This window comes from Zoogloea sp., from assembly GCF_041911615.1.
Lineage (GTDB): Bacteria > Pseudomonadota > Gammaproteobacteria > Burkholderiales > Rhodocyclaceae > Zoogloea.
In genome coordinates this window covers 11709-36375 of the sequence record NZ_JAYROR010000139.1, presented here as the reverse complement: position 1 = coordinate 36375, position 24667 = coordinate 11709, and the positions used below count along the sequence as shown (strand labels likewise).

Below are 24667 nucleotides of genomic sequence, written 5' to 3'. Positions count from 1 at the left end.
GCCCGCGGGGGCGAACGCGAACGTCGGCCCCCGCGGTTGGGTGCGTCGGCGGCTCAGACTTCCAGGTGCTGGAAGAGTACGGTGGAGAGGTAGCGCTCGCCGAAGGACGGGATGATGACCACGATCAGCTTGCCGGCATTTTCCGGGCGCTCGGCCACCTGCAGGGCGGACCACACCGCGGCGCCGGAGGAGATGCCGACCAGGAGGCCTTCTTCCTTCGCCAGGCGGCGGGCGGTGTCGAGGGCGGCGTCGTTGGGCACCTGCACGATCTCGTCGTAGACCTGGGTGTTGAGGATGCCGGGTACGAAGCCGGCGCCGATGCCCTGGATGGGGTGCGGGCCGCGGGCGCCGCCAGACAGGACCGGGCTGGCGGCGGGCTCGACGGCGATGACCTTGACGCCCGGCTTCTTGGCCTTGAGGGCTTCGCCGACGCCGGTGACGGTGCCGCCGGTGCCCACGCCGGCCACGAAGATGTCCACCTGGCCGTCGGTGTCGGCCCAGATCTCCTCGGCCGTGGTGGCGCGGTGGACGGCCGGGTTGGCGGGATTGTCGAACTGCTGCGGGATGAAGTAGCGGGGATCGGCGGCGGCGAGCTCGTTGGCTTTCTTGATCGCGCCGGGCATGCCTTCGGCGCCCGGGGTGAGGATCAGTTCGGCGCCGTAGGCCTTGAGCAGCAGCTTGCGCTCGCGGCTCATGGTCTCGGGCATCACGAAGGCGCTCTTGTAGCCGCGCGCGGCGCACACCATGGCGAGCCCGATGCCGGTGTTGCCGGACGTGGGCTCGAGGACGATGGTGTCGGCGCTGAGCTTGCCGGCGGCTTCGGCGGCGTCGAGCATGGCGACGGCGATCCGGTCCTTGACGCTGTGGGCCGGGTTGAAGAACTCCAGCTTGAGGGCGACGGTGGCGCCGCTCGCGGGGGCGAGGCGGTTGAGTTTGACGAGCGGGGTGTTGCCGACCAGCTCGGCGACGTTGTTGGCGATACGCATCAGGCTTCTCCTTCTTCCCGGCGGGATTTCATTCACTTATTGATTCTAGTGCGCATTGATCTGCGTCAATAGCTGAAATTGGAATAAGAAAAGAATCCTTTCAGAAGAGGCCGCTTATAACCGGCGGATCTTTTCGAGCAGGGCCGTGGTGGAGCGTTGATGCGCGAAGGGGATGGAGTGCACGCTGCCGCCGCGGGCCAGGGTTTCGGGCGCGCCGACGATGCGTTCGACCGGCCAGTCGCCGCCCTTGACCAGCACGTCGGGATGGCATTCGAGGATGCGCGCGATCGGGGTGTCCTCGTCGAACCAGGTGACGAGATCGACGCAGTCGAGGGCGGCGATCACCGCGAGGCGGTCTTCGAGCGTGTTGATCGGACGGTCGGCCCCCTTGCCCTGACGGCGCACCGAGGCGTCGCTGTTGAGGGCGACCACCAGCGCGGCACCCAGGGCACGGGCCTGCCCGAGGTAGGTGACGTGGCCCCGGTGCAGGATGTCGAAGCAGCCGTTGGTGAACACCAGCGGGCGGGGCAGGGTGGCGACGCGGGTGACGAGCTGGTCGGGCGGGCAGCACTTGGCTTCGAAGGACGGGGCGGGGTACATGGCGTGGAGGCGGTGGGGGTGGGCGGACGATCGGACGATTGTCCCACTTTGCGCGGATTCAGTGCCGTCCGCCGTAGCCGGCGAGGCCGATCATCACCCGCACCAGCCCGTAGGACAGCCAGTTGACGAAGCGCTGCAGGCGCGGGCCGCGTTCCCAGGCGTCGGCGTGGATTTCGTGGCCGCCGTCGTGCATGGCGCGGTCGAGGCGGCGGCGCAGTTCGCCGGCGAAGCGCCCGTCGCGCACGAAGACATTGGCCTCGCGGGCCAGCAGCAGGCTGAACGGGTCGATGTTGGACGAGCCGACGGTCGCCCAGCGCTCGTCGACCACCGCCACCTTGGCGTGCAGGTGGCTGCGGTGGTATTCGAAGATGCGCACGCCGCCGGCGAGGAACTGGCCGTAGAGCGCGCGGGTGGCGCGCTGCTGCAGCGGGTGGTCGGTCCAGCCCTGGGTCAGCAGGGTGACCCGCACGCCGCGCCGGGCGGCGGCCAGCAACGCCTGGCGGAATCGTCGGCCGGGCAGGAAATAGGCGTTGGCGAGCACGACTTCGCGCCGGGCCGCGGCGATGGCGAGGAGGTAGGCGTCCTCGATGTCGCGCCGGTGGCGGATGTTGTCGCGGATCAGGAAGCCGGCTTCCACGTCGCCGCAGGGCAGCGGACACACCGGGCGGCTGGCGGCGAGACGCCGGCGCTGGCGGAACGAGGCCCACGCGACGATCTCCCAGACGCGCGCGACGCTGTCGTGAATCGGCGCGAGGAGCGGGCCTTCGACGCGGACCGAGTAATCCTGGCGTGGGGCGGCGAGGCTGGGGGGATCGTAGTCGCTGACGATGTTGATGCCGCCGACGAAGGCGATCCGCCCGTCGATCACGGCGAGCTTGCGGTGCAGGCGCCGCAGGCGATGGCGGCGCAGGGAGAAGGCGGCGACCTCGCGCCGGTAGATCAGCACATGCACGCCGGCGGCGACGAGGCCGTCCATCAGGGTGGCGACGAATTCGCGTCCGCCGAAGCCGTCCACCAGCAGCCGTACGGTGACGCCCCGGCCGGCGGCGCGGCCGAGGGCCGCGGCGATGCGATGGCCGATCTCGTCGTTGGCGAAGATATAGGTCTCGAGGAAGATTTCGACCGTCGCCCCGTCGATGGCCGTCTCGAGGGCCGGAAAGAACTCGGTGCCGTTCTCCAGCAGCGTCAGCGCGTTGCCGGTTTGCCAGGCGCTGCTCATTGCGGGCGCAGCTGGGCGGTCAGCGCGGCGTGATCCGAGATGCGGCTCCAGGGCTGGCCGTAGTGCACCTCGGCCTTGTCCACCGCGAAGCCGCGCACGTAGATGCGGTCGAGGCGCAGCACCGGCAGCGTGCTCGGGAAGCTGCGCGCCGGCCGCCCGCGCACCGACACGAAGGCTTCGGCGACGCCGAGCTGGTCGGTGAGGCAGTCGTCGGCGTGGTTGCGCCAGTCGTTGAAGTCGCCGGCGATGATGAGCGGCGCGCCGTCCGGGGCGAGGGCGTCGAGGCGCTTGACCAGCGCCGCCATCTGGCGCCGTCGGCTGCCGGCGGTGAGCCCGAGGTGCACGCAGACGCAGTGCACCGGCTGGGCGACGCCGACCACATTGATCTCGCAATGGAGCAGGCCGCGGCTCTCGAAGCGGTGGTCGGAGACGTCCTGATTGGCCTGGGAGAGGATCGGGTGTCGGCTCAGGATGGCGTTGCCGTGATGGCCGTGGTCGTAGATCGCGTTGCCGCCGTAGGCGGTCTGCTGCCAGACGTCGCGGGCCAGGAACTCGTGCTGCGGCTGGCCCGGCCAGTCCGGGTGCTGCTGGGCGTGGCGCAGGTGCATGCCCTGCACTTCCTGCAGAAAGACCACGTCGGCGCCGAGCAGGCGCAGGCGCTCGCGCAGGTCGTGGATCGACAGGCGCCGGTTGAACTGGGAGAAGCCTTTGTGGATGTTGTAAGTGCAGATGCGCAGGGTATTCATCGGGCCTCCTGTCTTTGTCTTCATTCTGCGCGTTCGGGCCGGCTTCTGCACGCGCTTCCCGGACGTGAAGACGGCGCCCTGGGGCGCCGTCTTGAGCCGTGGGGCGAGGGCCTCAGGAGACCGCGAGCATCCGCTCGAGGGCAACCTTGGCCAGCGCGGCTTCGTGTTCGGGCACGGTGATGCGGTTGACCACGTTGCCGTCGGCGAGGTTCTCGAGGGTCCAGGCCAGATGCTGCGGGTCGATGCGCTGCATCGTCGAGCACATGCACACGGTGGGGGCCATGAACTGGACGATCTTGCCTTCGTGCTTCACTTCCTCGGCAAGGCGATTGACGAGGTTCAGCTCGGTGCCCACCAGCCAGCGGGTGCCCGGGGCGGATTCCTTGACGACCTTGATGATGTACTCGGTGGAACCGACGAAATCGGACTGACGGCACACCTCGAGGGCGCTCTCCGGGTGGGAGATGACCTTGCCTTCCGGGTACTGGTTGCGGAACTTGATGATGTGCGCCGGCTGGAACATCTGGTGCACCGAGCAGTGGCCCTTCCAGAGCAGGATCTTGGCCTTCCTGATCTGCTCGGGCGTGAGGCCGCCGTACTCCTGGTCCGGATCCCACACCACCATCTCGTCGAGCGGAATGCCCTTGTTGAAGCCGGTCCAGCGGCCCAGGTGCTGATCCGGGAAGAACAGCACCTTCTCGCGCTGCTTGAACGCCCAGTCGAGGATCACCGGGGCGTTGGTCGAGGTGCACACGATGCCGCCGTGTTCACCGCAGAAGGCTTTGAGATCGGCCGCGGAGTTGATGTAGGTGACCGGCGTGATCTGCGCGTCGGGCGTTTCGAGCACTTCGGTCAGTTCGCGCCAGCAGCGCTCGACCTTGGCGAGGTTGGCCATGTCGGCCATCGAACAGCCGGCGGCGAGGTCGGGCAGGATGGCCTGCTGGTGGGGCTTGGACATGATGTCCGCCACCTCGGCCATGAAATGCACGCCGCAGAACACGATGAACTCGGCGTCGGTCTCGGCGGCGAGGCGCGAGAGCTTCAGCGAATCGCCGGTGAGATCGGCGTACTGGTAAACATCCGCGCGCTGGTAGTGGTGGCACAGCAGCACGGCCTTGTCGCCCAGGCGGGCACGGGCGGCGCGGATACGTTCGTGGGCGTCGGCGTCGGCCAGGGTGTTGAAGCGGTCGAAACTGATCGGAGCGACTTGCATCGATGGGGTCCTGTGGTGTTCAGCCCTGGGTCCACGGCAGGTTGGCGTGACGCCAGCCGCCGACGCGGTTGCGGTGTCCGTTGGCGTCCTTGTCGCCTTCGAAGCCTTCCAGGATGTTGTAGGCGTTGGTGAAACCCGAGGCGGCGGCCAGGTTGGCGGCGGCGTTGGAGCGCGCACCGCTGCGGCACAGGAACATCACCAGGGCCTCGGGATCGACCTGGCGCTTGAGCTGGGCGAGGAAGTGAGGATTGGGTTCGTTGCCGGGGTAGAGCATCCACTCGATCTCGACGGCGCCCGGGACGCGGCCGACCCAGTCCCACTCGGCGCGGGTGCGCACGTCGACGAGCTTGGCGCCGGGGGCGAGCTGCAGCACCTCCCAGGCCTCACGGGGGGCTAGGGCGCCGGCGTAGGCGAGGCTCAAGCCGCGCGCGCGCTCCTGGGCGAGGGAGAGGGTTTCGCTTAATTTTCCCATGGCTGACATCCGGCTAAAATGGCGGACCTGCGAGTATACCGCCGGCCCCCCGGCCTGCAAGTCATGTCTCACGAAGCCTCACACCACGCCCACGCGGGCGACCCCGCCCTCGACGCCGACCGCGCCCGCGAGGCCCAGCGTGCCACCTGGGTCAGCATCGCGATTAATATCGTCCTCACCGTGTGTCAGATCGCCGTGGGCCTGTTCGCCCACGCCCAGAGCCTGGTGGCGGACGGCATGCACACCCTGTCCGACCTGCTCGGCGATTTCATGGTGATGTTCGCCAGTCGCCACGGCGCCAATCCCGCCGACGAGCGTCACCCCTACGGCCACGGCCGCTATGAGACCGCCGCGTCGATGGTGCTCGGTCTGATCCTCGCCGGCGTCGGGGCGGGGTTCCTGCTCACCGCGGCCGGACGGCTGCAGAGCCTCGACGCCCTGCCGCAGCTCCATCCGGCGGCGCTGTGGATGGCGCTGGTCACCCTGGCTGGCAAGGAGGGCCTGTTCCGCTACATGCTGGCCGTCGCCCAGCGCCTGCGCTCGCCGATGCTGGTGGCCAACGCCTGGCACGCCCGCGCCGACGCGGCCTCGTCGCTGGTGGTGGCGGTCGGCATCGGCGGCAGCCTCGCCGGCTATCGCTTCCTCGAACCCCTGGCGGCGGCGCTGGTGGGCTTCATGATCTTGCGGATGGGCGTGCTGCTCGCCTTCGAGGCGCTGCGCGAGCTGATCGACACCGGCGTCGACGCCGAGGAGGTGGCGAAGATCCGCGACACCGTCACCGCCACCTGCGGCGTGCTCGACGTCCATGAGCTGCGCACGCGCCGCATGGCTCACCGGGTGCTGGTGGATGCCCACGTCCGCGTCGATCCGCGAATCAGCGTCTCGGAGGGGCATCGGATTGCCGAACTCGCCCGCGCGCGCGTCCGTAGCGCCCATCCGGACGTGCTCGACGTGCTGGTGCACGTCGATACCGAGGAGGATCAGATGGGAACGGCCGGGCGCGTGCTGCCTGGCCGGGCGGCGCTGGTGGCCGAGCTCGACGACGTGCTCGGCGGCGACGTGCCCCAGGCGGCGCCGGCGGTGCTCCATTACGTCGGCGATCAGGTCGAGGCCGAGGTGTTCCTGCCTTTCGAGTGGTGTGCCGATGCGGCGCGTCTGGATGCCCTGCAGCGCCGCGTGAAGGCGCGCGTCGAGGCATCGGCGCACTGGGGGCGGATCGCGTTGCTCTGCCGTGTTGCACCGTGATGGTGCGCACGGCGCGCGGATGCACCGTGTTGGTGCTTTCCAAATGTCGGGGCGCGGCCCTAGTGCCTTGTGGCACAATGAAGTGTTTTGGTTTTGAGCGTTGGCACGTTTTCTGCTTGCTGCGTTCGAAGACTGAATTGTCGTATTACTGAAATCTTTTCCACAGCGCAGCAGCTTCAACCCGTTAGGAGTGAGTTATATGACCCCGCAAGACGTCATGAAGATCGTCCAGGAAAACGAAGTCAAGTTCGTCGACTTCCGTTTCACTGACACCAAGGGCAAGGAACATCACGTCGGCGTGCCCATCAGCGCCTTCGACGAAGACAAGTTCGAAAGCGGCCACGCCTTTGACGGTTCCTCGATTGCCGGCTGGAAGGGTATCCAGGCCTCCGACATGCTGCTGATGCCGGATCCCAAGACCGCTTACATCGACCCGTTCTTCGACGAAACCACCCTGGTCCTGTCCTGCGACGTGATCGACCCGGCCGACGGCAAGGGCTACGACCGCGATCCGCGCTCCATCGCCAACCGCGCCGAGGCCTACCTGAAGTCCTCCGGTATCGGCGATACCGCGTTCTTCGGTCCGGAACCCGAATTCTTCATCTTCGACGCCGTCGAGTGGAAGGTGAACATGGCTGGCGCCTACCACAAGATCTTCTCCGAAGAAGGCGCCTGGGCCTCCGACGAGAAGTTCGAAGGTGGCAACACCGGCTACCGTCCCGCCGTCAAGGGTGGCTACTTCCCGGTTCCGCCGGTCGACTCCTTCAACGACATGCGTGCCGCCATGTGTCTGGCCCTCGAAGCCTGCGGCGTGCCGGTCGAAGTGCATCACCACGAAGTCGCGACCGCCGGTCAGAACGAAATCGGTACCAAGTTCGACACTCTGGTTCGCCGCGCCGATCAGACCCAGATCCTGAAGTACATCGTCCAGAACGTCGCCCACCAGTACGGCAAGACCGCCACCTTCATGCCGAAGCCCATCGTTGGCGACAACGGTTCCGGCATGCACGTGCACCAGTCCATCTGGAAAGACGGCAAGAACCTGTTCGCCGGTAACGGCTATGCCGGTCTGTCCGAAACCGCCCTGTACTACATCGGCGGCATCATCAAGCACGCCAAGGCCCTGAACGCGATCACCAACCCGCTGACCAACTCCTACAAGCGTCTGGTTCCGCACTACGAAGCCCCGGTGAAGCTGGCTTACTCCGCCAAGAACCGTTCCGCTTCGATCCGCATCCCGTTCGTGAACAGCGAGAAGGCCCGCCGCATCGAGACCCGTTTCCCGGATCCGGGCGCGAACCCCTACCTGTGCTTCGCCGCACTGCTGATGGCCGGCCTCGACGGCATCCAGAACAAGATCCACCCGGGCGATCCGGCCGACAAGAACCTGTACGATCTGCCGCCGGAAGAAGACGCGCTCATCCCGACCGTCTGCTCCAGCCTCGATCAGGCGCTGGACGCCCTCGACAAGGATCGCGAGTTCCTGACCCGTGGCGGCGTCTTCAGCAACGACTTCATCGACTCCTTCATCGCCCTGAAGCAGGACGAAGTGAACCGTCTGCGCGTCGAAGTGCACCCGGTCGAGTTCGAGATGTACTACGCCATCTGATCCTTCGGATCGGAGCCGGTCAGCGTGCTGGCCGGTTCGTGCGTTGAACAAGGGGACGGGCTGTGGCTCGTCCCCTTGTTTTTTGTAACCCCATGCTGCCGAGGTTTGTCATCGGCGGGCCGCGCCTCTAAACTAATCGGGACTCTGCCGCCTATTGTGCCGACCATGAATCCACGAATTCCCCTGCTGCTGGCCGTCCTGTTGTGCTCTCCGCTTGCCATGGCGGACATCTACAAGTGCGTCGACGAGGCGGGGCACGTTACCTACACCAACAACAAGCCATCGGGTAAGGGGTGCAATACCCTGTCCCGTGATCAGGCGGTTTCGTCGGTGCCCGGTGGCGCACCTGCGACTCGCCCGGCAGTGGTGCCTGCGCCCCAAAGTGGTGCATCATCCGGGAGTGCGGGTTTCCCGCGTGTCGATTCGGGCACTCAGAAGGCGCGCGACAACGACCGTCGGCGCATTCTCGAAGAAGAACTCGCCACCGAGCAGCGTAGCCTCGAGGCTGCCCGCAAGGAACTCGACGAGCAGGAATCGGTGCGTTACGGCAACGAACGCAACTACCAGAAGGTGATCGACCGGGTTCAGCCGTACAAAGACAAGGTCCAGCTCCACGAGCGCAACATCGAGGCGCTCAAGCGCGAGATCGGCAACCTGCGCTGACGCGGGTTTCGGGGCGCCGGAGGCGGACGCCCCGCAGACATGGTCTGCTTCTTGCATTGGTATCGATATGCAAAACGACCAGCCCGATTCCACGCCTCCCGCCTTTTCCGGTCTCGAACTGCTTTCGTCGGCAGTCGTGCTGGTGGATGACCAGTTGGTCGTCCGTTATCTCAATCCGGGCGCGGAAAACCTCTTTGCCGTCAGCAGCCGCAAGATCGTCGGCTACGCACTGCATCGCCTGCTCGGCGATCCGGCGGGCCTGGGGAACGCGCTCAACAACGTGCTGCGCGACAACTGGAGCTACACCGGCCACAACCTCACGGTGCTGCGCCCCGATCTGGAGCCCCTGCACCTCGACTGCACGGTGACGCCGGTCGAATGCAACGACGCCCGCCTGCTCCTCGAGTTCCGGCCGATGGATGCGCATCTCAAGGTGGCGCGGGAAGAGCAGCTCGCCCACCAGCAGCAGGCCAACCGGGAGCTGATCCGCAATCTTGCCCACGAAATCAAGAATCCGCTCGGTGGTATTCGCGGCTCCGCCCAGCTGCTCGAACGTGAGCTCGACGACCCGCAGCTGCGCGAATACACCCAGGTCATCATCGCCGAGGCCGACCGCCTGCAGGATCTGATGAACCGCCTGCTCACCTCCCACCGGATGATGCAGCCCACCCAGCTCAATCTGCACGATGTGCTCGAGCGGGTGCGGCGCCTGATCCTCGCCGAGTTTCCGGCGGTCGAGGTGCGTCGCGACTACGACACCAGCCTGCCGTCCGTCACCGGCGACCGCGAGCAGCTGATCCAGGCCATCCTCAATATCGTTCGCAACGCCGCCCAGGCGCTGCTGGGCACCGGCGAGATCGTGTTGCGTACCCGTGCCGCGCGCCAGGTGACGATGGCCAAGCGCCGCTTCAAGCTCGCCCTGCAGCTGCAGGTCATCGACAACGGCCCGGGCATCCCCGAGGGAATCCGCGACAAGATTTTCTACCCGCTGGTGTCGGGGCGCGAGAACGGCAGCGGGCTCGGTCTGTCGCTGGCCCAGAGCTTCATCGAGCAGCACCACGGCGCCATCGATGTGGATTCGCGGCCGGGGCGCACCTGTTTCACCATTTACCTGCCGATCACGCGTGACGGTCATGCCGACGCGTCGTCGTGAGCGCGCACCGCTTTGGTGCCTGCAGCCCGCCGTCCGCCCGGCGATAACCCTTGTCCTGTGTCACTTTTGTACGCGTGAATGCCATGAATTCAGTCTGGATTGTTGATGACGACCGCTCGATCCGCTGGGTGCTCGAAAAAGCCCTGGCGCGGGAGGACATCCCCTTCAAGAGCTTCGGCACCGCCGCCGACGTGCTGGCCGCGCTCGACGGTGCCGGCCAGCCGCCGCAGGTGCTGGTGTCGGACATTCGCATGCCCGGCGAATCGGGTCTGGCGCTGCTGTCCAAGGTCAAGGCGCGCTTTCCGCAGATGCCGGTCATCATCATGACCGCCTACTCCGATCTCGAAAGCGCCGTCGCGGCCTTCCAGGGAGGCGCCTTCGAATACCTGCCCAAGCCCTTCGACGTGGATCAGGCCGTCGAGTTGGTGCGCCGCGCCATCGACGAGAGTGCCCACCAGGCCGGCGCGGTCGAGGCGCTCAGCTCGGTGCCCGAGATCCTCGGCCAGGCGCCGGCGATGCAGGAGGTGTTCCGCGCCATCGGCCGCCTCGCCCATTCCCACGCCACCGTGCTCATCAACGGCGAATCGGGCACCGGCAAGGAGCTCGTGGCCCGCGCGCTGCATCGCCACAGCCCCCGCAAGGATGCGCCCTTCATCGCCATCAATACCGCGGCGATCCCGCGCGACCTGCTCGAATCCGAGCTTTTCGGCCACGAGCGCGGCGCTTTCACCGGTGCCCAGACGATGCGCCGCGGGCGCTTCGAGCAGGCCGAAGGGGGCACCTTGTTCCTTGACGAAATCGGCGACATGCCCGCCGAACTGCAGACCCGCCTGCTGCGCGTGCTCTCCGACGGCAACTTCTACCGGGTCGGCGGACATCAGCCGATCAAGGCCAACGTGCGCGTCATTGCCGCGACCCACCAGAACATGGAGGAGCGCGTTCGCCAGGGGTTGTTCCGCGAGGATCTGTTCCACCGTCTCAACGTGATCCGCCTGCGGCTGCCGCCGCTGCGCGAGCGCCGCGAGGATATTGCGCCGCTGGCCAAGCACTTCATCTCGCTGTCAGCCCAGGAGCTCGGCGTCGAGGCCAAGCGGCTCTCCGATGCCACCTTGAAGTACCTGCAGAGCCTGGATTTTCCCGGCAACGTGCGGCAGCTCGAGAACCTCTGCCACTGGCTCACCGTGATGGCCCCGGGCCAGACGGTCGAGGTGGCCGACCTGCCGCCCGAGCTCAAGGATCAGCCGACCCGCGAGCAGCCGGCCAACTGGGGCGACGCGCTGATGGCCGAGGCCGACCGTGCGCTGGCCCAGCACCCGGGCGAGGTGTTCGACATGCTGTCCCGCGATTTCGAGCGAATCCTGATCCGGCGGGCGCTGTCGGCCACCGGCGGGCGACGCATCGAGGCCGCCCAGCTCCTCGGTATCGGGCGCAACACCATCACCCGCAAGATCCAGGAGCTCGGCCTCGAAGAGTCCGACCACGCCTGACGACGCATGACGCGTGCCGCCTCGCGGTCTTTCGCCCGCGCGGCGCGGTCGTCGACTGGCCAGCCGGAGCGATCGAGCCTGTCACGGGGCGCCCGCGTCCGCCATAATTACCGATTCGTTGCAACGATCGGATAATCCGTCTTGAAACCTACCGATTACGAAGCCCTCGACGCGGGGGCGGTGGCGGCCGCGCTGGGCGAACTGGCCGGCCTTTTCGTGCTGACGGTCGTGCCCGAATGCGACTCGACCAATTCGCGGCTGCTCGAAAGCCCGCCGCCCGAGGACGGTCGCATCGCCGTGCTCGCCACCGACCGGCAGACCGCCGGGCGTGGGCGTCGCGGGCGCAGCTGGCTGTCGTGGCCCGGGGCCGGGCTGACCTTTTCGCTACGCTGGCCGTTCGTGCCTGCGCCTCACGTGCCGGCCGGGCTTTCGCTGGTGGTGGGGCTCGCGGTGGCGCGCGCGCTCGAGGCGCTCGGCGTCGAGGGCGTGCAGCTCAAGTGGCCCAACGATGTGCTGATCCACGGCCGCAAGCTTGCCGGCATCCTCGTCGAATTGTCGTCGGGGCGGGGGCGTGGAACGGCGGCGGTGATCGGCATCGGTCTCAACCTGCGCCTGCCGCCCGACGCCGTGGTGGACGCCGCCACCGGCGTCACCGACCTGACGAGCTGTCTCGATGGGCCGCCCGGCCCGAACCGCCTGCTGGCGGCGCTGCTGGCCCAGCTTCAGCCCCTGCTCCAGCTGTATGCCGCGGCCGGTTTCACGGCCCTGCGCGGCGCCTGGCTGCAGCGCAACGCCTTTGCCGACCTGCCGGTGCGCATCCTCGGCGAGCGTGACGAGATCGTGGGCACCTGCGCGGGGGTCGATGACGACGGCGCGCTCCTCGTCCACACCGCCGACGGCCTGCGCCGGGTGTTGTCCGGCGAAGTCTCCCTGAGGCTGGCGTGATGGATCTGCTCATCGACGTGGGCAATACCCGCCTCAAGTGGGGGCTGCACGACGGGGCCGGCTGGCAGGGGCAGGGCGCGGTGCTGCTGTCGGCGCTCGATGGCTTCGCCGACGTACTGGCGGCATTCGGCCCGCTGCGGCGGATGCTCGGCGCGAACGTCGCTGGTGCCACTGTGGGAGGGCGGATCGGTGCCTTGCTGGCTGACCGGGGGCTCGAGGCGGCGTGGATCCGCCCGCGGGCCGAAGGCTTCGGGGTGCGCAACGCCTACCTCGATCCCGCCCGGCTCGGTGCCGACCGCTGGGCTGCACTGGTCGGTGCCCGGGCGCTCCACGGCGCCGCCGCGCTGGTGGTCACCTCCGGCACCGCGACGACCGCCGACGTGCTCGACGGGGCCGGCGTCTTCCAGGGGGGTGTGATCTTGCCGGGGCTCGACCTGATGCGCATGTCCCTCGCCCGCGACACCGCCCAGTTGCCCTTTGCCGACGGACGCTTCGAGGCCACCCCCCGGCGCACCGCCGATGCCATCGTGAGCGGCTGTCTGCACGCCCAGCTCGGCGCGATCGAACGCATGTTCCGCGTCGTTGCCGCCGATCCGGGCGCGCTCTGCCTGCTCAACGGCGGCGCGGCGGCCAGTCTGGCGCCACACCTCGAATGTCCGCTTCGGGTGGTCGACAACCTGGTGCTCGAAGGTCTCGCGCGCATGCTCCGCGAATTGTGACGCCGCGTTTCGCCGCGCCTGCAGGGCGTTCGGTGCCTTTTCCCGTCGACCGTGATCGGTTAGTCTTGCGGTCATGGCCTCTTTACGTGTAGCGGTGCTCGTTCTCGCGCTGGCGAACCTCTTTGCCCTGGCGGTCTGGAAAGGCTGGCTGGGTGGCGGTGTTTCCCACGGCGAGCCGGAGCGCCTGAGCAATCAGCTCAATCCCGAGAAAATTCGCCTGGTGTCGGAAGCGCGTGCCCCAGTGGCCGCACCGGTGTCGCCACCTGTCGCCGCCGAGCCTGCACCGGTCGACAAGGCCGAAGCGCCCGTGCCGCCAGTGTCGGCGCCGCCAGTCGCCGACGCCGCGCCACCGGCCTGTGTCGCGTTCGGTGGTCTGAGTGCCGAGCAGGCCGCCGAGCTGTCCGCGCGTATCGCCAAGGCCGGCACCGGCTTCAAGCTTTCCGAGAGCCGGGCCGGCACGCCCTCGTCGTGGTGGGTCTTCATTCCCAGCCAGGGCAGCAAGGACGGGGCGGACCGCAAGGCCGCCGAGGTGCGTCGGCTGGGCGTCGACGATCTGTTCATCGTGCAGGATGCGGGGGCGGCCCAGTACGCGATCTCCCTCGGCCTGTTCAAGAGCGAGGCGGCAGCCACCCGCCACCTGAGCCTGCTGCGCGAAAAAGGCGTGCGCAGTGCGCAGATCGCGACCCGCGGCGCCGGCGCGCTGCGCATCGAGGTGCGCGGCCCGAGCGACAGTCTCGCCACGCTCGCCAGCGACCTGTCCGGCAACCTGCCCGGCACGACCCGTCTGGAGTGCGCCCCGTGAGCGCCGGTGCCCGGCCTTACGTCGTCGGTCTGACCGGTGGCATCGGCAGCGGCAAGAGCGCCGCGGCCGACCGTTTTGCCGCGCTGGGCGCCGCGGTGGTGGATACCGATCAGATCGCTCATCAGCTCACCGCTCCGGGCGGCGCCGCGATGCCGGCCATCGAGGCGGCCTTCGGGGCGGGGGTGGTCGCGGCCGACGGCGCCCTCAATCGCCCGGCGATGCGCACGCTGGCGTTCGAGGACACCGCCGCGCGCAAGCGCCTCGAGGCGATCCTGCATCCGATGATCCGCGACGAAAGCGAGCGGCGCTGCCGCTGCGCGGCGGCGCCGTACGTCATCCTCGCGGTGCCGCTGCTGGTCGAGTCGGGTACCTACCGCGAGCGCATCGACCGGCTCTGCGTCGTCGACTGCCCGGAGGCGGTCCAGGTGGCGCGGGTGATGGCGCGTAGCGGGCTGGACGCGCATCAGGTGCGGGCGATCATGGCCGCCCAGGCGACGCGCGAGGCGCGCCTCGCGGTGGCCGACGATGTGGTGGACAACGCCGGCACCGTGGCGGCACTGCAGGCCCGCATCGATGCGCTGCATGTCGGCTATCTGGCGCGGGCCGCGCGGGCGAAGGGCCTGTGATATGATTCGGGCCGGTCGGTCTGTCAAACTTTCATTCCCCATTCAGGCGCGCGCGTGATCACTTACGAATATCCGCTCAACGAGAGGATCCGCACGCTTCTGAGACTCGAAGACCTGTTCGAGAAGGTCATGTACTTCGTCCGGGCCGAAGGCTCACTCGAACACCACGTGGCACTCGTCACCCTGTTCGAAATTCTTGAAGTCGCCTGTCGCGCCGACCTCAAGGTCGATCTGGTGCAAGAGCTCGAGCGCCAGCGCCAGATTCTCCTGTCCTTCCGCAATAATCCGCAGATTTCCGAAGAAGCGCTCTCCGGCGCGCTGTACGAGATCGAACAAGCCTCGGCGTCGCTGCTCGCCATGGCGGGCAAGACCGGCCAGTACCTACGTGAGAACGAATGGCTGATGAACATCCGCAGCCGTGCGGCGATCCCCGGTGGCGCCTGCGAGTTCGACCTGCCGTCCTATCATCACTGGCTCAACCGCGATGTCGAGCTGCGTCGTCGCGATCTGATGGCCTGGGTGCAGCCCTTGCTGCCGATCCGCGACGGGCTCGCCATCGTGCTGCGCCTGCTGCGCGCCAGCGGCCGGCCTGAAGGCCTGGTTGCCCAGCGCGGCGCCTTCCAGCAGACGATGGGCGGGCGCACGGTGCAGATGATCCGCATCCGGCTGCAAAGCGGCGCGATGTGTCTGCCCGAAACCAGCGCCAACAAATACGCCCTCAACATCCGCTTCATGCACGCCGAAACCGTTACGCGGCCGGGGCAGGTGGAGGTGGATGTGCCTTTCGAGCTGACTTTCTGCAATCTTTAGGTGCATTTCAGCTAGTCTCAAGTAGGCTCTGATAGTGTCGTAAGTTCTTGATTTAAAGGAATTTATTGCCTCGGAGCGAACCTCTCAATATCATTGCATCGCAGTAGTCCTGTGTAGCTAGGTGTGTAGCTGCGCGGGGCGTGTGTAGCTAGATGATGTTTAGATGAGGGGTATGAGAGTGGGGGCGCTGACAGACATTCAGATCAAGCAGTGGATCAAGTCCGCGGCTGAAGTGGCGAAGGCAGACGGGGGAGGGCTGACGTTCACGCTCTCGAAGGCAGGGCGGGCCGCTTGGGTGCTGCGCTACCGAGTAGGGGGCAAAGCCAGAGAGAAGACGCTGGGGCAGTACCCCGACATCTCTTTGGCTGAGGCACGAAAGCTCGCTTCGGAAAACAGGGCGCGTGTCCAGCAGGGCGTGGACGTAGCTGCTGAGAAGCAGAAAGCGAAACGTGAAGCTTCTACGGCCTGGACCGTTCGTCAGCTCGCAGAGGACTATCTGCAGAAGTCGGTTGGACGACTGGAAGAGTCAACGCTCAAGGGGCATCGGCAGCGCCTGCGTGACTACGTCTACCCCGTGCTGGGTACGACTCCTGCCGACGAAGTGCGCCCGATTGATCTCATCAAAATCATCGAACGAGCGAGCAAGAAGTCCCTTCACGTAGCAAAGCTCGTGCTGGGTATCCAGAAGGCGATATTTGCTCATGGCGTGGGGCGGCATGTCATTGATGTTGACCCCGCATTTCAGCTTCGTTCAAACGCTGTCCTTGGCCCGAGACCTGTCGCAAGGACGCGGGTGATGCTGTCGGAAGCGGAGCTGAAAATCATCCTGCCCTTGCTTCCTAAGATGGGCATTCAGAACGCGCTCATGGCCAAGATTCTGCTCTGTACTGCTGTGCGCATCGGAGAACTGGTGGGCGCGAAGTGGGAGAACGTTGATCTCGAGCAGCGCGTCTGGTTTATCCCGCCAACAGACATCAAGGGCAAGAAGGGGCGGGCACGCAACGGTGAAGACGTGCGCGGCTTCTCTATACCGCTTTCAGAGCCTGTTGTCGGCTGGTTCCATGATCTCAAGGATCTCGCGTTCGGATCAGCCTATGTGCTTCCGATTCGATCTCGAAAAAAGGCCATTGGTGACACTCATATGGAGCCGGTGACGCTCAACGCAGCATTCAACAATTTTTGGAAGATCCACCTTTCAGAAAGCACTCAGCGGTTTACGCCGCATGACCTACGTTCTACTGCGAGAAGTCATCTCAGTAGGCTCGGGGTTGATCTGTTGATCGCAGAGCGTTGTTTGAATCACTCGCTCGGTGCGCTGGTCGATATTTATGATCAGCATGACTATCTTGAGGAGCGGCGGTCGGCAATGAAGCTTCTCTCTAATTTTGTCGTTGGTTGTGAGTGAAATGCCAGTGAATTAAAATTTTGTTGCTGGTTTACTCCTTTTGATCAAAAAGCGCGAGTTTTCTATAGTCCTCAAAGACTATGAGCCTCGCGTGATCCATTGCGCGAGTGGATCTGTCTTTTAGAGTTTCATCTGGATCGTCAAATTCACTGCACTCTTCGCTCTCCAAAGGGAAGTGAATCTTGTATGCCTCTTTATTGTTTAGGTTTGGATGAAATTGGGTAGCTAAATATAAATTGTAGTACTTTGCAAGTGAGGCTTTTCTATAAAGCGGCGCGAGTGTGAGTCTTTTTGGTTTCTTCTTTTTGGTATCTTTTATTTCTCTGTGTTTTATTTCTTTGTATTTCTTTAGTAGCCTCCTTAGTCTATATGCAGCTTGGCGAAGTTGAATGTCTAGCGACTCCTCTGCTATCTCGGAGGCTTCCTTTAGGTTGAAAAGCACAAATACCTCTTCCTCTCTTAGTTTTCTAGGAATTGAGCGTTTCTCTCCGTGGGTCTTTGTGTCGATATTGCTCCAGAAAGAAATTGAGGAGCTGTTGAATCTTGGAGTGATTCCCGTCTGGAATGACTCCGAGTGGTGTTTGAAATGTTTCATAGAGAAAAAGGCGGCAACGTCGGCCTTTTCTTCCTTGGTCCCATTTATTTTTTCGTTGGATTCTTCTATGAATATACGGTTAAGGCAAAGAAACTTCCATGCGAACTCCGTATAGGATAGATTTTCTGCCTCTGTGACATCCATATAGCCAAGCGATAGTTCGCTTCTGAGTGGGAGCTCGATGAGGGCTGACGACTCTGCACTTGAGTCGCTATCGCTGGTGATCCCAAGGCCTGCTGCAGTTCTAGCAAGACGCTCCCTATACTCCTCCTCAATTTTTGATGCCATCAGATCAATCTCCTATTTGACTTGGACTTCTCTCTGGAGGGCGTAGGTCAGGCCGCTCTTGCCTGCTGGTCCGGTGGCTTGACTCGCACTCTCAAAGACATTCCGTCTTTTCCTTGAGTGCGGGGCACTTGTCAACCCCCAAACTATGAGCTGAAAACTTTGGGGCTTTATCGAGTGCCTTCGAGGTAGGTAGACTTCATCTCGAATCTTTGGAGCGATGTAGGAGGATGATGTGAAGTCGATTGATTGCAGTGGTTGGCAAAATGAAGAAGATGGGATGCCTGTAAGGTGTGTTGAGGTTCCCATGGTGAAGAGGTGCGAAGCAGAAGAGGTCTATTTGAACAACCTCTATCGGTATCAAGTGTTTGAGAAATTGTCTGATGATGTGCTCGTTGACAAACGTTATGTTTGTCACCTTTTCTCGTGTTCGGTGGCAACGGTATGGCGGTGGTGCAAAGATGGGCGATTGCCAGCACCTATAAGACTTGGAGCACGCACTACAAGATGGCGTGTAGGAGATCTAAGAGAGCGCCTGAGGTCACTGAGAGAAGGTTGAAAGTAGTCCTTCTTGCTTTCAAGATCAGTTCATTCTTAATCAAATGCAAGCCTCATGCCTCTAGACCTCTGTTGCGTGACTTTAAAGCCGATATGAAAAATATTCCTAGTTACTTCGCCCCCAAATCAAAGCCTGCTCGCCCTGTAGGCCGACCTGTAAAAATCATGAGACCAGGTGAGTTTGACGATCGATCCATGCGCCCCATTGTAGGCAGAACTCAAGAGCGTCGCGATCTGCTCAGCAGGTCTAGCAGCCTGAACAAAAGTGCAAACGTAACATCTCCTGCGTACATCGAGAATCGACGTTCGGATCAGCAGAAACCTGCTTCAAGAAGTGCGCAAGATAGCTGCCTGCGCCCGAAGGCTGGAGGGGCGGATACGAGGGCGTCTAACAAGCACGTAAACGTAACACCTCTCCACCAAAGCAAGAGCCAGAGGCCTGTGATTGAGAGCCATAGTCTCTTTGTACCTACAGGCTCTGATCTTGAGCACGAATGTGTAGCAACCGCCTTGAGCCCAACTTATCTTTCGCCTGCATTCTGTGATCGACTGACCATAACCTTCAATCCGTCCAAGGGGGAAAAGGCCACACTTCAAGAATTCGCAACGGATGGCGGGAGCGTAGCTGGTGGTGCAGCGAAAATTGTAAAGAAGTATTCAGGATATCCGGCCACTTATAAAGAGCGATTTGAGGTCCGGCTGAAGGAAGAGGCAGAGCTGCTACTTCTGATTGAGTGCGGGCCCCGGAGAAAACGTGCCGGCCTCTTCCGAGTCGAGTTCACGGGAAGGTCATTACGTACGGAGTACTCCGAAATTGTTCATTTGATTTTAGAGTCTGCGTTTGGTGGGCAGTACAAAGAAGCAATCTCAAATGCAAGCATCACACGCTTTGATGCAACTGTTGATATTCTGAATTCGGCTAATAAATTGCTTTTTGTTACGAATCGAGCAAGGGATATGACCACTTGGATTCGACGTGGAGGTGCAGACTTTCAATCGTGGGAGGTTGAGACTCTTTGCTTTGGGTCAAGTCTTAGTGACTATCAGGTGATTATTTACGATAAGGGGGTTGAGCGGTGGAATACTAAGTTCGATGAATCGATGAGTGGAGTGCGGCGTGTAGAGATTAGGTTTAGAGAGAGGGAGCGCGGTCGTTGCTTAACTGTATCGGATTTCAAGAGACTGAAAAATCCGTTTGCTCCGTTGGCTATTGGGAGTTTTGATGTCCGCTCAGGTAGGGATAGCTGTGATTTGTTTTTCTTTTTGACTTCAGTGGAGAAGTACGGTGCAGATGGAATGTTGCAGTTGATCAAGGATCGGCAAAGAAGGTCTCGATATCGAAATCTGCTGAAGGAAACCCCCTTTTTGTGGTGGAAGCCCGATGAGGTATGGCGGCAGGTCCTTGATCAGTTGCAGCGAACAAGCCTGTTCCCGGCTGATGCTTTTTAGTGTGATGCGGCCTGCGTTGTCTTCTTAGAGAGTAGGTTATGGTGAAGATTGTTTGGAATGTTGTCGAGGTGACGGCGCATAGGGCTTCTCAAAGAAGCAATTTAGAGCCAGATCTAGGCGGGTTGATCGGCCGACTAGGTTGCGATGGGGTTCAGGGGCTTGTTTTTGACTTTGGGAATGTAGAACGCTCAGTGGCTTTGTGGACAAAGTTCTTGTCTGAGATTGGCCTAAGAGTATGTTTGGCTAGAGAAATATCGTCAGGGTGGCAGATAAAGTTGGCCTGCGGCATTGTTTTGAGTTTCTATACAACAGGAACGCTGATGGCGCAGGGACGATATACACGCGACCAAGTTGTCGCAGTGAAGGTGCTGCGATCTTTACTTGATTCGATTAAGGTGTTCTGCACGTCCGGTTCGGTCAGCAAAGACTATGCGTGTACGGACGAACAGTTTTAATTGTCATTAAGAGAGGTGTCGGTCGATGGCATGTTATCAGTTATGCTGATTTGGGATAACGAACTTTATCGATAGTTATATATATGGGCTGTTGCTTCTAGTTTTTAAATAGCTCCGATATATTGATATCTCCTGCTTTTGCGGCGATTAGTCGAATATTTTTTGCCTTCAATGCACTGAAGTCACCGACTTTGATTCTGCTGTATTGATTTGTTGCGGTGCCAAAGACTTTTTCCATTCTTTCAACGAATCGCTGTGTTGTTGCTTCAGGAACGACGATATCGATGCGTCGGCCGGGGTGGCATCGCAAAATGTCGTTGAAGTGTTCGTCGGCATTGTTGAATGAATATCCCACGACTACAACGTGTTCCGCTTGTTTGACCCAGTCGGATGCTTGGCTCCAGAGCTCTATGTACTTGTGGGACAGAATCGGCTTGAGCCGGAGTGGCGGCACTAAAGCGGGAATCACATGTCGCTGCTGCCGGATGTCTTCGGCGCTGACATCCACGTTCGGAGTCACGACGTCTCGAATAAACTTCGCGGGGTCGCAATTGAGGATGTCGTCAACCGGGAGCAGATCGCGTGTGTCCATGCGAACGTAGTCGCTCAGGCCGCCGTGAAAGTAGATGGTTTTCGTGGTACCAAGGCTCTGCTCCAGGAACGCGGTGTAGTTCAGAGTGATCGCACGGAGGTCGTCGGGCACGTTACCGTAGAACGGCAATGGCGTTTCGGCATGCGCTTCGAGAACCTCCTTCTGCTTCGCGACAAGGTACGCCCACAATGCCCAAGCGATGTACAGGTAGTTCTTGATGTCGGCAGGCTTGTCGTTGTAGAAGCCCAAGAACTTCTCGATCAGCAGCGTTTCGATGTTGAGCATGTCTGCGCCCAGCGCAGCAGCAACCTCGTGGCGCTCGGAGCTGAGTCCCAGCTTCAAGGTTCTCTTCAACACCGTCTTGAAGGTGTCGGACAGCGAGAGCTTGTGAATGTCGAGGATCGAGTCGCTGTCGATCAGTTCGTCGGCATCCTTCGGGAACACCTCGCGGATCAAGGCCTCTGTGTCCGCGTCAAGTTGGCTCTCTTCTGCGATGGTGGCCAATTTATTGAACAGGCGGATGATGAGTTCGCCATGCTTGCGGATGCCTTCCTGGTCGGCTCCAAGATGCGCAATGGCGTCCTGCACCCGCTGAACCATAGCCTTCTGTTCATGGGGCTCCCTGGTGGCGATCTTGTCCACAGCGCGGGCGATCATGCTGTTGAAGTTGAATCGCAGTCCTGGGAGCATGTCGCGCAGCGCCGTCTCCACGTCCTTGCCGGGTCCATCGAGATACCGGGTCACGTCGGCCAACAAGGTGTTGGCCAGTGGAAAGTCAATACCGGTCGTTCGGTCAACGCCAGCGCCCAAGATCAGAAGGTGTTTTGTCATTTTTTTTCCCTGAAATTTGATGTTCTAGTTACTTCACCAACTCCATCAACTTGCCGAAGCTGTCCACCACGTCGTACCTGACCTGTTCCGGGGCGAACTTCTGATTGATGTCGTCGAAGAACTTGCGGGCGCACTTGATCTTGGTTTTCTCGATCTCACGCAGTTCCATGCTGGACATCGAGCCCTTTGTCTCTGCTACGAAGTAGACGTGTTTGACCGTGCCTTCCTTGAATGAGATGGCCCAGTCGGGGTTGTAGTCGCCAACTGGTGTGGGAATCAGGAAGCCACGGGGGAGCTTGGCGTAAACCACGACTTCGCTGCTGGTGTCCAGCTCCTTCACGAACTGGCGTTCGATGTTGGAGTCGGTCAGAACGTAGTCGTAGATGTGCCGTTGCAGCTTGTCGCCAGCCTTGCTGAAGTCCTGCTTGGTCAGGCCCGCTGTGAAGATGTCGAGGTCGAACTTGTCTTCCACCGGGTCATAGGCCAAGTGCTCGATGATGACCGTGGCTTTCTGCTCGTTAATCAAGCGGATGGCCTCAGCGATGAAGCTCTCGGGGTTGGTCTTGAACTTCGCGAAGACGGCGACGTTCATGCCCTTCAAAATTTCAGCAATCGTGCGGCGGGTGAGCTGCGTGCCTTCGGCCAGCTTGCCGATCAGGTCGTACTTCACGGCTGAGTGCACCGACAACCGGTTGACCTCGGTTTCCGTGGCCTTGAGCTTGAACGATTCGCCAGACCTGATGCCGTCGTAGGTGACGGCCTCGGCCTGCTCGCCGCGCTGGATCGTGTACTGTAAAGGGGTGACGCGAAGGCCCGCGTCTTTGTCGTTCAGCACGGCCACGGCCTTCTGGACCAGCTCTGCCTCTTCGAAGCTGACGCTGTAAGCCGCTTTGCGGTTGATGCGGCTCCATAGGGCCTTGAACTCTTGCTTGTCGAAGTTGGCGTTGAGCGGGTTCTTCTTGGGGCGGCGGTCGTCGCCGATTTCTGGCAACTGGCTGGCACTGAACACGCTGTCGATCAACTGATAGACCTGGGCCGCATAGGGTTTCAGTTCAGGCGGCAGTTCGGCCAGTGTCTCAGCCTTTTTCGCATCGTGATAGGTGCCGGTGATGCGGTCGGCATCATCGGTGTAGTCGTTCTTGAGCAGGTACTTGTAGATTTGCTTGGCTAGCTGCGGTGTGACTTCCACGTCGCCGGTGGCCGTCTTCAACACCTTGCCAGTGAAGAAGGTTTCATCGGCCACCTTCGGACGGGCAGACAGCGAGTCGCTGATGTCCTTCTGCAGCGCCGCGACAAAGTCCTTGTAGCTCTCGCTGGCCACCACGGTGAGCACGTTCACGTCGTGGACGATGGCCGGGTGGTCCATGCGGTCGCCGTGCTGGTTGACGGACAGGCGCAGGCCCCGGCCGACTTCTTGACGGCGGGAGATCGTGTTGTCGCTGTGCTTGAGCGCGCAGATCACGAACACGTTCGGATTGTCCCAGCCTTCGCGCAGGGCCGAGTGCGAGAAGATGAAGCGCACGGACTTCTTTGCGTGCAGTTCTGGGCTGTCGCTGGGCGAGGGGTACGAGAGAAGCGTTTCCTTGTCCTTCAGGATGAGGTCATAGGCATCCACATCGTCAGAGAGGCCTGCGTTCTCCCCTCGTGCCGCCACGGTCGGATCGGCCAGCTTCTTCGTCTTCTTGTCGATGGAGAAGTAGCCGCTGTGGGTCTGCTCGGCGGTGATGCCCTTGAGGTAATTGACGTAGGGCGTTTCGTCCAGGTCCAGCATCTCGTTGAGATACAGGTTGTATTCCTCTTCGAAGATGCGGGCGTACTCGCCTTTTTCGTCGGGCTGGGAATAGTCGCGGTACTTGGCCACCTCGTCGATGAAGTACAGCGTCAGGACCTTCACGCCCTGCTGGAACAGGGCCTGCTCTTTGTCGAAGTGGGCCTTGATGGCCTCGCGAATCTGGATGCGGCGCAGTGCGGCCTCGGTCACGTCGCCGGTGGCATCTCCCACCGTCAACTGCAGCCCGTTGGTGAAGCTCAGGGTGTCGGTGTTGGCATTGATGTCCGACACCACGAAGCCCACGCGGTACTGCTCCAACCCGTTGGACAGCTCATATAGGTTGTCCCCCTTCTTTAGCTTCCGGACGATGCGCTTGGGTTCACCGTCCTTCAGCTTCTGCTCGAACTCGACACGGGCCTCGGGCGGCTTCTTGCTCGAAATCTCGATGGATTGCAGGTACAGGTAGCCTGCGGTGCCCGCCAGACCCTTCACCGCGATGCCGCGCACGGCGATCTTCTTCACCAGCTTCTGGTTGTAGGCGTCCAGCGCATCCAGGCGGTGAATCTTGTTGTGCGTTGTCTTGTGCGTGGCTGAATAGCGCAGCACCATCAAGGCATTGAATTCAACCAGAGCTTCCAGCGTCTTGTCCCCGCCTAGTTTCTGAGGTTCATCCAATATGACGATGGGGCGGTTGGCTTTAATGACATCAATCGGGCGTCGAGACTGAAAGTCATCTAGCACTGAGTAAATGCGTCGTGCCTCATCGCTTGCGTTGGCCTTCAGGTTTTTCTGCGCATTGAAAGCCTGCGCATTAATTATCATGACATTGATGCCCGCATCCGAAGAAAAGCTCTCCAGGTGGTGCAGCTGCTTGGAGTTGTAGATGAAGAAGCGCGCCTTCTTCTGGTAGGTCTCCAGGAAGTGATCGGCGGTGATCTCCAGCGACTTGGCCACGCCCTCACGGATGGCAATGCTGGGCACGACGATGATGAACTTGCTCCAGCCATAGCAGCGGTTTAGCTCGAAGATCGTCTTGATGTAGCAATAGGTTTTGCCCGTCCCGGTTTCCATCTCAACATCAAGATGGACCTTTGAAATGGCCTTCGCGATGTCTTTGTATTGCTTCGTTGCTGGCACTCGCTCGCGATTGCTGTTGACAGTAAAGAAGTCGTCGAGTGCGCCAGACATGGGCAGGTTCTGCCCGCGTTGCACCTGCTGGATGTTGTCCAGCAGAGCAAGGTCGGTCAGCGCCAGGTCTGCGTTCTTGAAGCCGGAGTCGGAGAACAGGTCTTCCGTACCCTTCTTGGCTTGGCCGGGGTCGATGCGATAGGTGATGGTCTCTGCGGATGCGGGCGGCTGGCCCTTGAAACAGTCCACCACGGCTTGCACCGCCGCAGACTGGTAGGCCTGGGTCTTGAACTTGAGTTTCAT

Annotated in this window: 23 protein-coding genes; 14 read left to right on the top strand and 9 right to left on the bottom strand. The window is 62.1% G+C overall.

Going from position 1 to position 24667, the window contains the following annotated elements; translation table 11 throughout:
• Positions 1-53: 53 nt before the first annotated feature.
• From cysK to ACE3P2_RS18710, 6 genes are all read right to left on the bottom strand, one after another.
• Entirely contained in the window at positions 54-986 is a 933-nt protein-coding gene (cysK, locus tag ACE3P2_RS18735) for a cysteine synthase A (RefSeq protein ID WP_374267289.1), read from the bottom strand.
• A gap of 114 nt (positions 987-1100) precedes the next feature.
• A complete protein-coding gene (gene rfaE2, locus ACE3P2_RS18730; protein WP_374267287.1) occupies positions 1101-1586 on the bottom strand; it encodes a D-glycero-beta-D-manno-heptose 1-phosphate adenylyltransferase in 486 nt (161 codons plus the stop codon).
• Positions 1587-1644: 58 nt separating this feature from the next.
• The gene (clsB, locus tag ACE3P2_RS18725; RefSeq protein WP_374267285.1) at positions 1645-2805 is read right to left on the bottom strand and encodes a cardiolipin synthase ClsB; all 1161 of its coding nucleotides are present in this window, start codon (positions 2803-2805) and stop codon (positions 1645-1647) included.
• Positions 2802-3551 (bottom strand): endonuclease/exonuclease/phosphatase family protein, encoded by a 750-nt coding sequence (locus tag ACE3P2_RS18720; RefSeq protein ID WP_374267283.1) that lies wholly within the window; start codon positions 3549-3551, stop codon positions 2802-2804. Before ACE3P2_RS18720 ends, clsB begins: the two co-directional genes overlap by 4 nt.
• A 112-nt stretch (positions 3552-3663) precedes the next feature.
• Positions 3664-4764 (bottom strand): quinolinate synthase NadA, encoded by a 1101-nt coding sequence (gene nadA / locus ACE3P2_RS18715; protein ID WP_374267281.1) that lies wholly within the window; start codon positions 4762-4764, stop codon positions 3664-3666.
• Between the two features lie 19 nt (positions 4765-4783).
• Positions 4784-5236: a rhodanese-like domain-containing protein gene (locus ACE3P2_RS18710; RefSeq protein WP_374267279.1), complete on the bottom strand. Its 453-nt coding sequence runs from the start codon at positions 5234-5236 to the stop codon at positions 4784-4786.
• 63 nt (positions 5237-5299) lie between these two features.
• On the opposite strand from ACE3P2_RS18710, the gene ACE3P2_RS18705 reads away from it, so the two are divergent.
• The 11 genes from ACE3P2_RS18705 to ACE3P2_RS18655 all read left to right on the top strand — a co-directional run bounded on the left by ACE3P2_RS18705 (position 5300) and on the right by ACE3P2_RS18655 (position 16700).
• A complete protein-coding gene (locus ACE3P2_RS18705) occupies positions 5300-6481 on the top strand; it encodes a cation diffusion facilitator family transporter (RefSeq protein ID WP_374267277.1) in 1182 nt (393 codons plus the stop codon).
• Positions 6482-6680: 199 nt separating this feature from the next.
• Positions 6681-8090, top strand: a complete 1410-nt coding sequence (glnA, locus tag ACE3P2_RS18700) for a type I glutamate--ammonia ligase (protein WP_374267275.1) — start codon at positions 6681-6683, stop codon at positions 8088-8090.
• Between the two features lie 165 nt (positions 8091-8255).
• The gene (locus tag ACE3P2_RS18695; RefSeq protein WP_374267273.1) at positions 8256-8753 is read left to right on the top strand and encodes a DUF4124 domain-containing protein; all 498 of its coding nucleotides are present in this window, start codon (positions 8256-8258) and stop codon (positions 8751-8753) included.
• Positions 8754-8820: 67 nt separating this feature from the next.
• A complete protein-coding gene (glnL, locus tag ACE3P2_RS18690; RefSeq protein ID WP_374267271.1) occupies positions 8821-9906 on the top strand; it encodes a nitrogen regulation protein NR(II) in 1086 nt (361 codons plus the stop codon).
• 83 nt (positions 9907-9989) lie between these two features.
• Positions 9990-11393: a nitrogen regulation protein NR(I) gene (gene ntrC / locus ACE3P2_RS18685; RefSeq protein ID WP_374267269.1), complete on the top strand. Its 1404-nt coding sequence runs from the start codon at positions 9990-9992 to the stop codon at positions 11391-11393.
• 141 nt (positions 11394-11534) lie between these two features.
• Entirely contained in the window at positions 11535-12338 is an 804-nt protein-coding gene (locus ACE3P2_RS18680; protein WP_374267267.1) for a biotin--[acetyl-CoA-carboxylase] ligase, read from the top strand.
• Positions 12338-13057, top strand: coding sequence for a type III pantothenate kinase (locus ACE3P2_RS18675; RefSeq protein ID WP_374267265.1), 720 nt, complete (start codon positions 12338-12340; stop codon positions 13055-13057). Before ACE3P2_RS18680 ends, ACE3P2_RS18675 begins: the two co-directional genes overlap by 1 nt.
• 73 nt (positions 13058-13130) lie before the next feature.
• Positions 13131-13859: an SPOR domain-containing protein gene (locus ACE3P2_RS18670; RefSeq protein WP_374267263.1), complete on the top strand. Its 729-nt coding sequence runs from the start codon at positions 13131-13133 to the stop codon at positions 13857-13859.
• Positions 13856-14485, top strand: a complete 630-nt coding sequence (coaE, locus tag ACE3P2_RS18665) for a dephospho-CoA kinase (protein ID WP_374267261.1) — start codon at positions 13856-13858, stop codon at positions 14483-14485. Before ACE3P2_RS18670 ends, coaE begins: the two co-directional genes overlap by 4 nt.
• Before the next feature lie 54 nt (positions 14486-14539).
• Entirely contained in the window at positions 14540-15295 is a 756-nt protein-coding gene (gene zapD / locus ACE3P2_RS18660; protein WP_374267259.1) for a cell division protein ZapD, read from the top strand.
• A gap of 178 nt (positions 15296-15473) precedes the next feature.
• Positions 15474-16700 carry a tyrosine-type recombinase/integrase gene (locus ACE3P2_RS18655; protein WP_374267257.1) on the top strand — a complete coding sequence of 409 codons (1227 nt, stop codon included), beginning with the start codon at positions 15474-15476 and terminating at the stop codon, positions 16698-16700.
• Between the two features lie 31 nt (positions 16701-16731).
• Here the strand turns inward: ACE3P2_RS18655 and ACE3P2_RS18650 are convergent, their stop codons facing one another.
• The gene (locus ACE3P2_RS18650; RefSeq protein ID WP_374267255.1) at positions 16732-17583 is read right to left on the bottom strand and encodes a hypothetical protein; all 852 of its coding nucleotides are present in this window, start codon (positions 17581-17583) and stop codon (positions 16732-16734) included.
• Between the two features lie 277 nt (positions 17584-17860).
• Here ACE3P2_RS18650 and ACE3P2_RS18645 point away from each other — a divergent pair, with 277 nt between their 5' ends.
• From ACE3P2_RS18645 to ACE3P2_RS18635, 3 genes are read left to right on the top strand one after another with little or no spacing between them, the layout of a single operon-like run.
• A complete protein-coding gene (locus ACE3P2_RS18645; protein WP_374267316.1) occupies positions 17861-18139 on the top strand; it encodes a helix-turn-helix transcriptional regulator in 279 nt (92 codons plus the stop codon).
• Complete coding sequence (locus ACE3P2_RS18640) at positions 18136-19587, top strand: hypothetical protein (RefSeq protein ID WP_374267253.1); 1452 nt, start codon at positions 18136-18138, stop codon at positions 19585-19587. The genes ACE3P2_RS18645 and ACE3P2_RS18640 overlap by 4 nt, the downstream gene beginning before the upstream one ends.
• 38 nt (positions 19588-19625) lie before the next feature.
• Positions 19626-20042, top strand: a complete 417-nt coding sequence (locus tag ACE3P2_RS18635; RefSeq protein ID WP_374267251.1) for a hypothetical protein — start codon at positions 19626-19628, stop codon at positions 20040-20042.
• A gap of 97 nt (positions 20043-20139) precedes the next feature.
• Here the strand turns inward: ACE3P2_RS18635 and ACE3P2_RS18630 are convergent, their stop codons facing one another.
• A complete protein-coding gene (locus tag ACE3P2_RS18630) occupies positions 20140-21465 on the bottom strand; it encodes a hypothetical protein (RefSeq protein ID WP_374267249.1) in 1326 nt (441 codons plus the stop codon).
• Between the two features lie 28 nt (positions 21466-21493).
• Positions 21494-24667, bottom strand: coding sequence for a type III restriction-modification system endonuclease (locus tag ACE3P2_RS18625; protein ID WP_374267247.1), 3174 nt, complete (start codon positions 24665-24667; stop codon positions 21494-21496).

What these genes read in the sequence shown, in the direction of transcription:
- glnA (WP_374267275.1), top strand. Translation starts at nt 6,681, where the DNA reads ATGACCCCGCAAGACGTCATGAAGATCGTCCAGGAAAACGAAGTCAAG.
- ACE3P2_RS18670 (WP_374267263.1), top strand. Translation starts at nt 13,131, where the DNA reads ATGGCCTCTTTACGTGTAGCGGTGCTCGTTCTCGCGCTGGCGAACCTC.
- ACE3P2_RS18645 (WP_374267316.1), top strand. Translation starts at nt 17,861, where the DNA reads ATGCCTGTAAGGTGTGTTGAGGTTCCCATGGTGAAGAGGTGCGAAGCA.
- glnL (WP_374267271.1), top strand. Translation starts at nt 8,821, where the DNA reads ATGCAAAACGACCAGCCCGATTCCACGCCTCCCGCCTTTTCCGGTCTC.
- ACE3P2_RS18635 (WP_374267251.1), top strand. Translation starts at nt 19,626, where the DNA reads ATGGTGAAGATTGTTTGGAATGTTGTCGAGGTGACGGCGCATAGGGCT.
- ACE3P2_RS18675 (WP_374267265.1), top strand. Translation starts at nt 12,338, where the DNA reads ATGGATCTGCTCATCGACGTGGGCAATACCCGCCTCAAGTGGGGGCTG.
- ACE3P2_RS18695 (WP_374267273.1), top strand. Translation starts at nt 8,256, where the DNA reads ATGAATCCACGAATTCCCCTGCTGCTGGCCGTCCTGTTGTGCTCTCCG.
- ACE3P2_RS18720 (WP_374267283.1), bottom strand. Translation starts at nt 3,551, where the DNA reads ATGAATACCCTGCGCATCTGCACTTACAACATCCACAAAGGCTTCTCC.
- nadA (WP_374267281.1), bottom strand. Translation starts at nt 4,764, where the DNA reads ATGCAAGTCGCTCCGATCAGTTTCGACCGCTTCAACACCCTGGCCGAC.
- ACE3P2_RS18650 (WP_374267255.1), bottom strand. Translation starts at nt 17,583, where the DNA reads ATGGCATCAAAAATTGAGGAGGAGTATAGGGAGCGTCTTGCTAGAACT.
- ACE3P2_RS18705 (WP_374267277.1), top strand. Translation starts at nt 5,300, where the DNA reads ATGTCTCACGAAGCCTCACACCACGCCCACGCGGGCGACCCCGCCCTC.
- rfaE2 (WP_374267287.1), bottom strand. Translation starts at nt 1,586, where the DNA reads ATGTACCCCGCCCCGTCCTTCGAAGCCAAGTGCTGCCCGCCCGACCAG.
- ACE3P2_RS18625 (WP_374267247.1), bottom strand. Translation starts at nt 24,667, where the DNA reads ATGAAACTCAAGTTCAAGACCCAGGCCTACCAGTCTGCGGCGGTGCAA.
- ACE3P2_RS18710 (WP_374267279.1), bottom strand. Translation starts at nt 5,236, where the DNA reads ATGGGAAAATTAAGCGAAACCCTCTCCCTCGCCCAGGAGCGCGCGCGC.
- clsB (WP_374267285.1), bottom strand. Translation starts at nt 2,805, where the DNA reads ATGAGCAGCGCCTGGCAAACCGGCAACGCGCTGACGCTGCTGGAGAAC.
- ntrC (WP_374267269.1), top strand. Translation starts at nt 9,990, where the DNA reads ATGAATTCAGTCTGGATTGTTGATGACGACCGCTCGATCCGCTGGGTG.
- ACE3P2_RS18630 (WP_374267249.1), bottom strand. Translation starts at nt 21,465, where the DNA reads ATGACAAAACACCTTCTGATCTTGGGCGCTGGCGTTGACCGAACGACC.
- cysK (WP_374267289.1), bottom strand. Translation starts at nt 986, where the DNA reads ATGCGTATCGCCAACAACGTCGCCGAGCTGGTCGGCAACACCCCGCTC.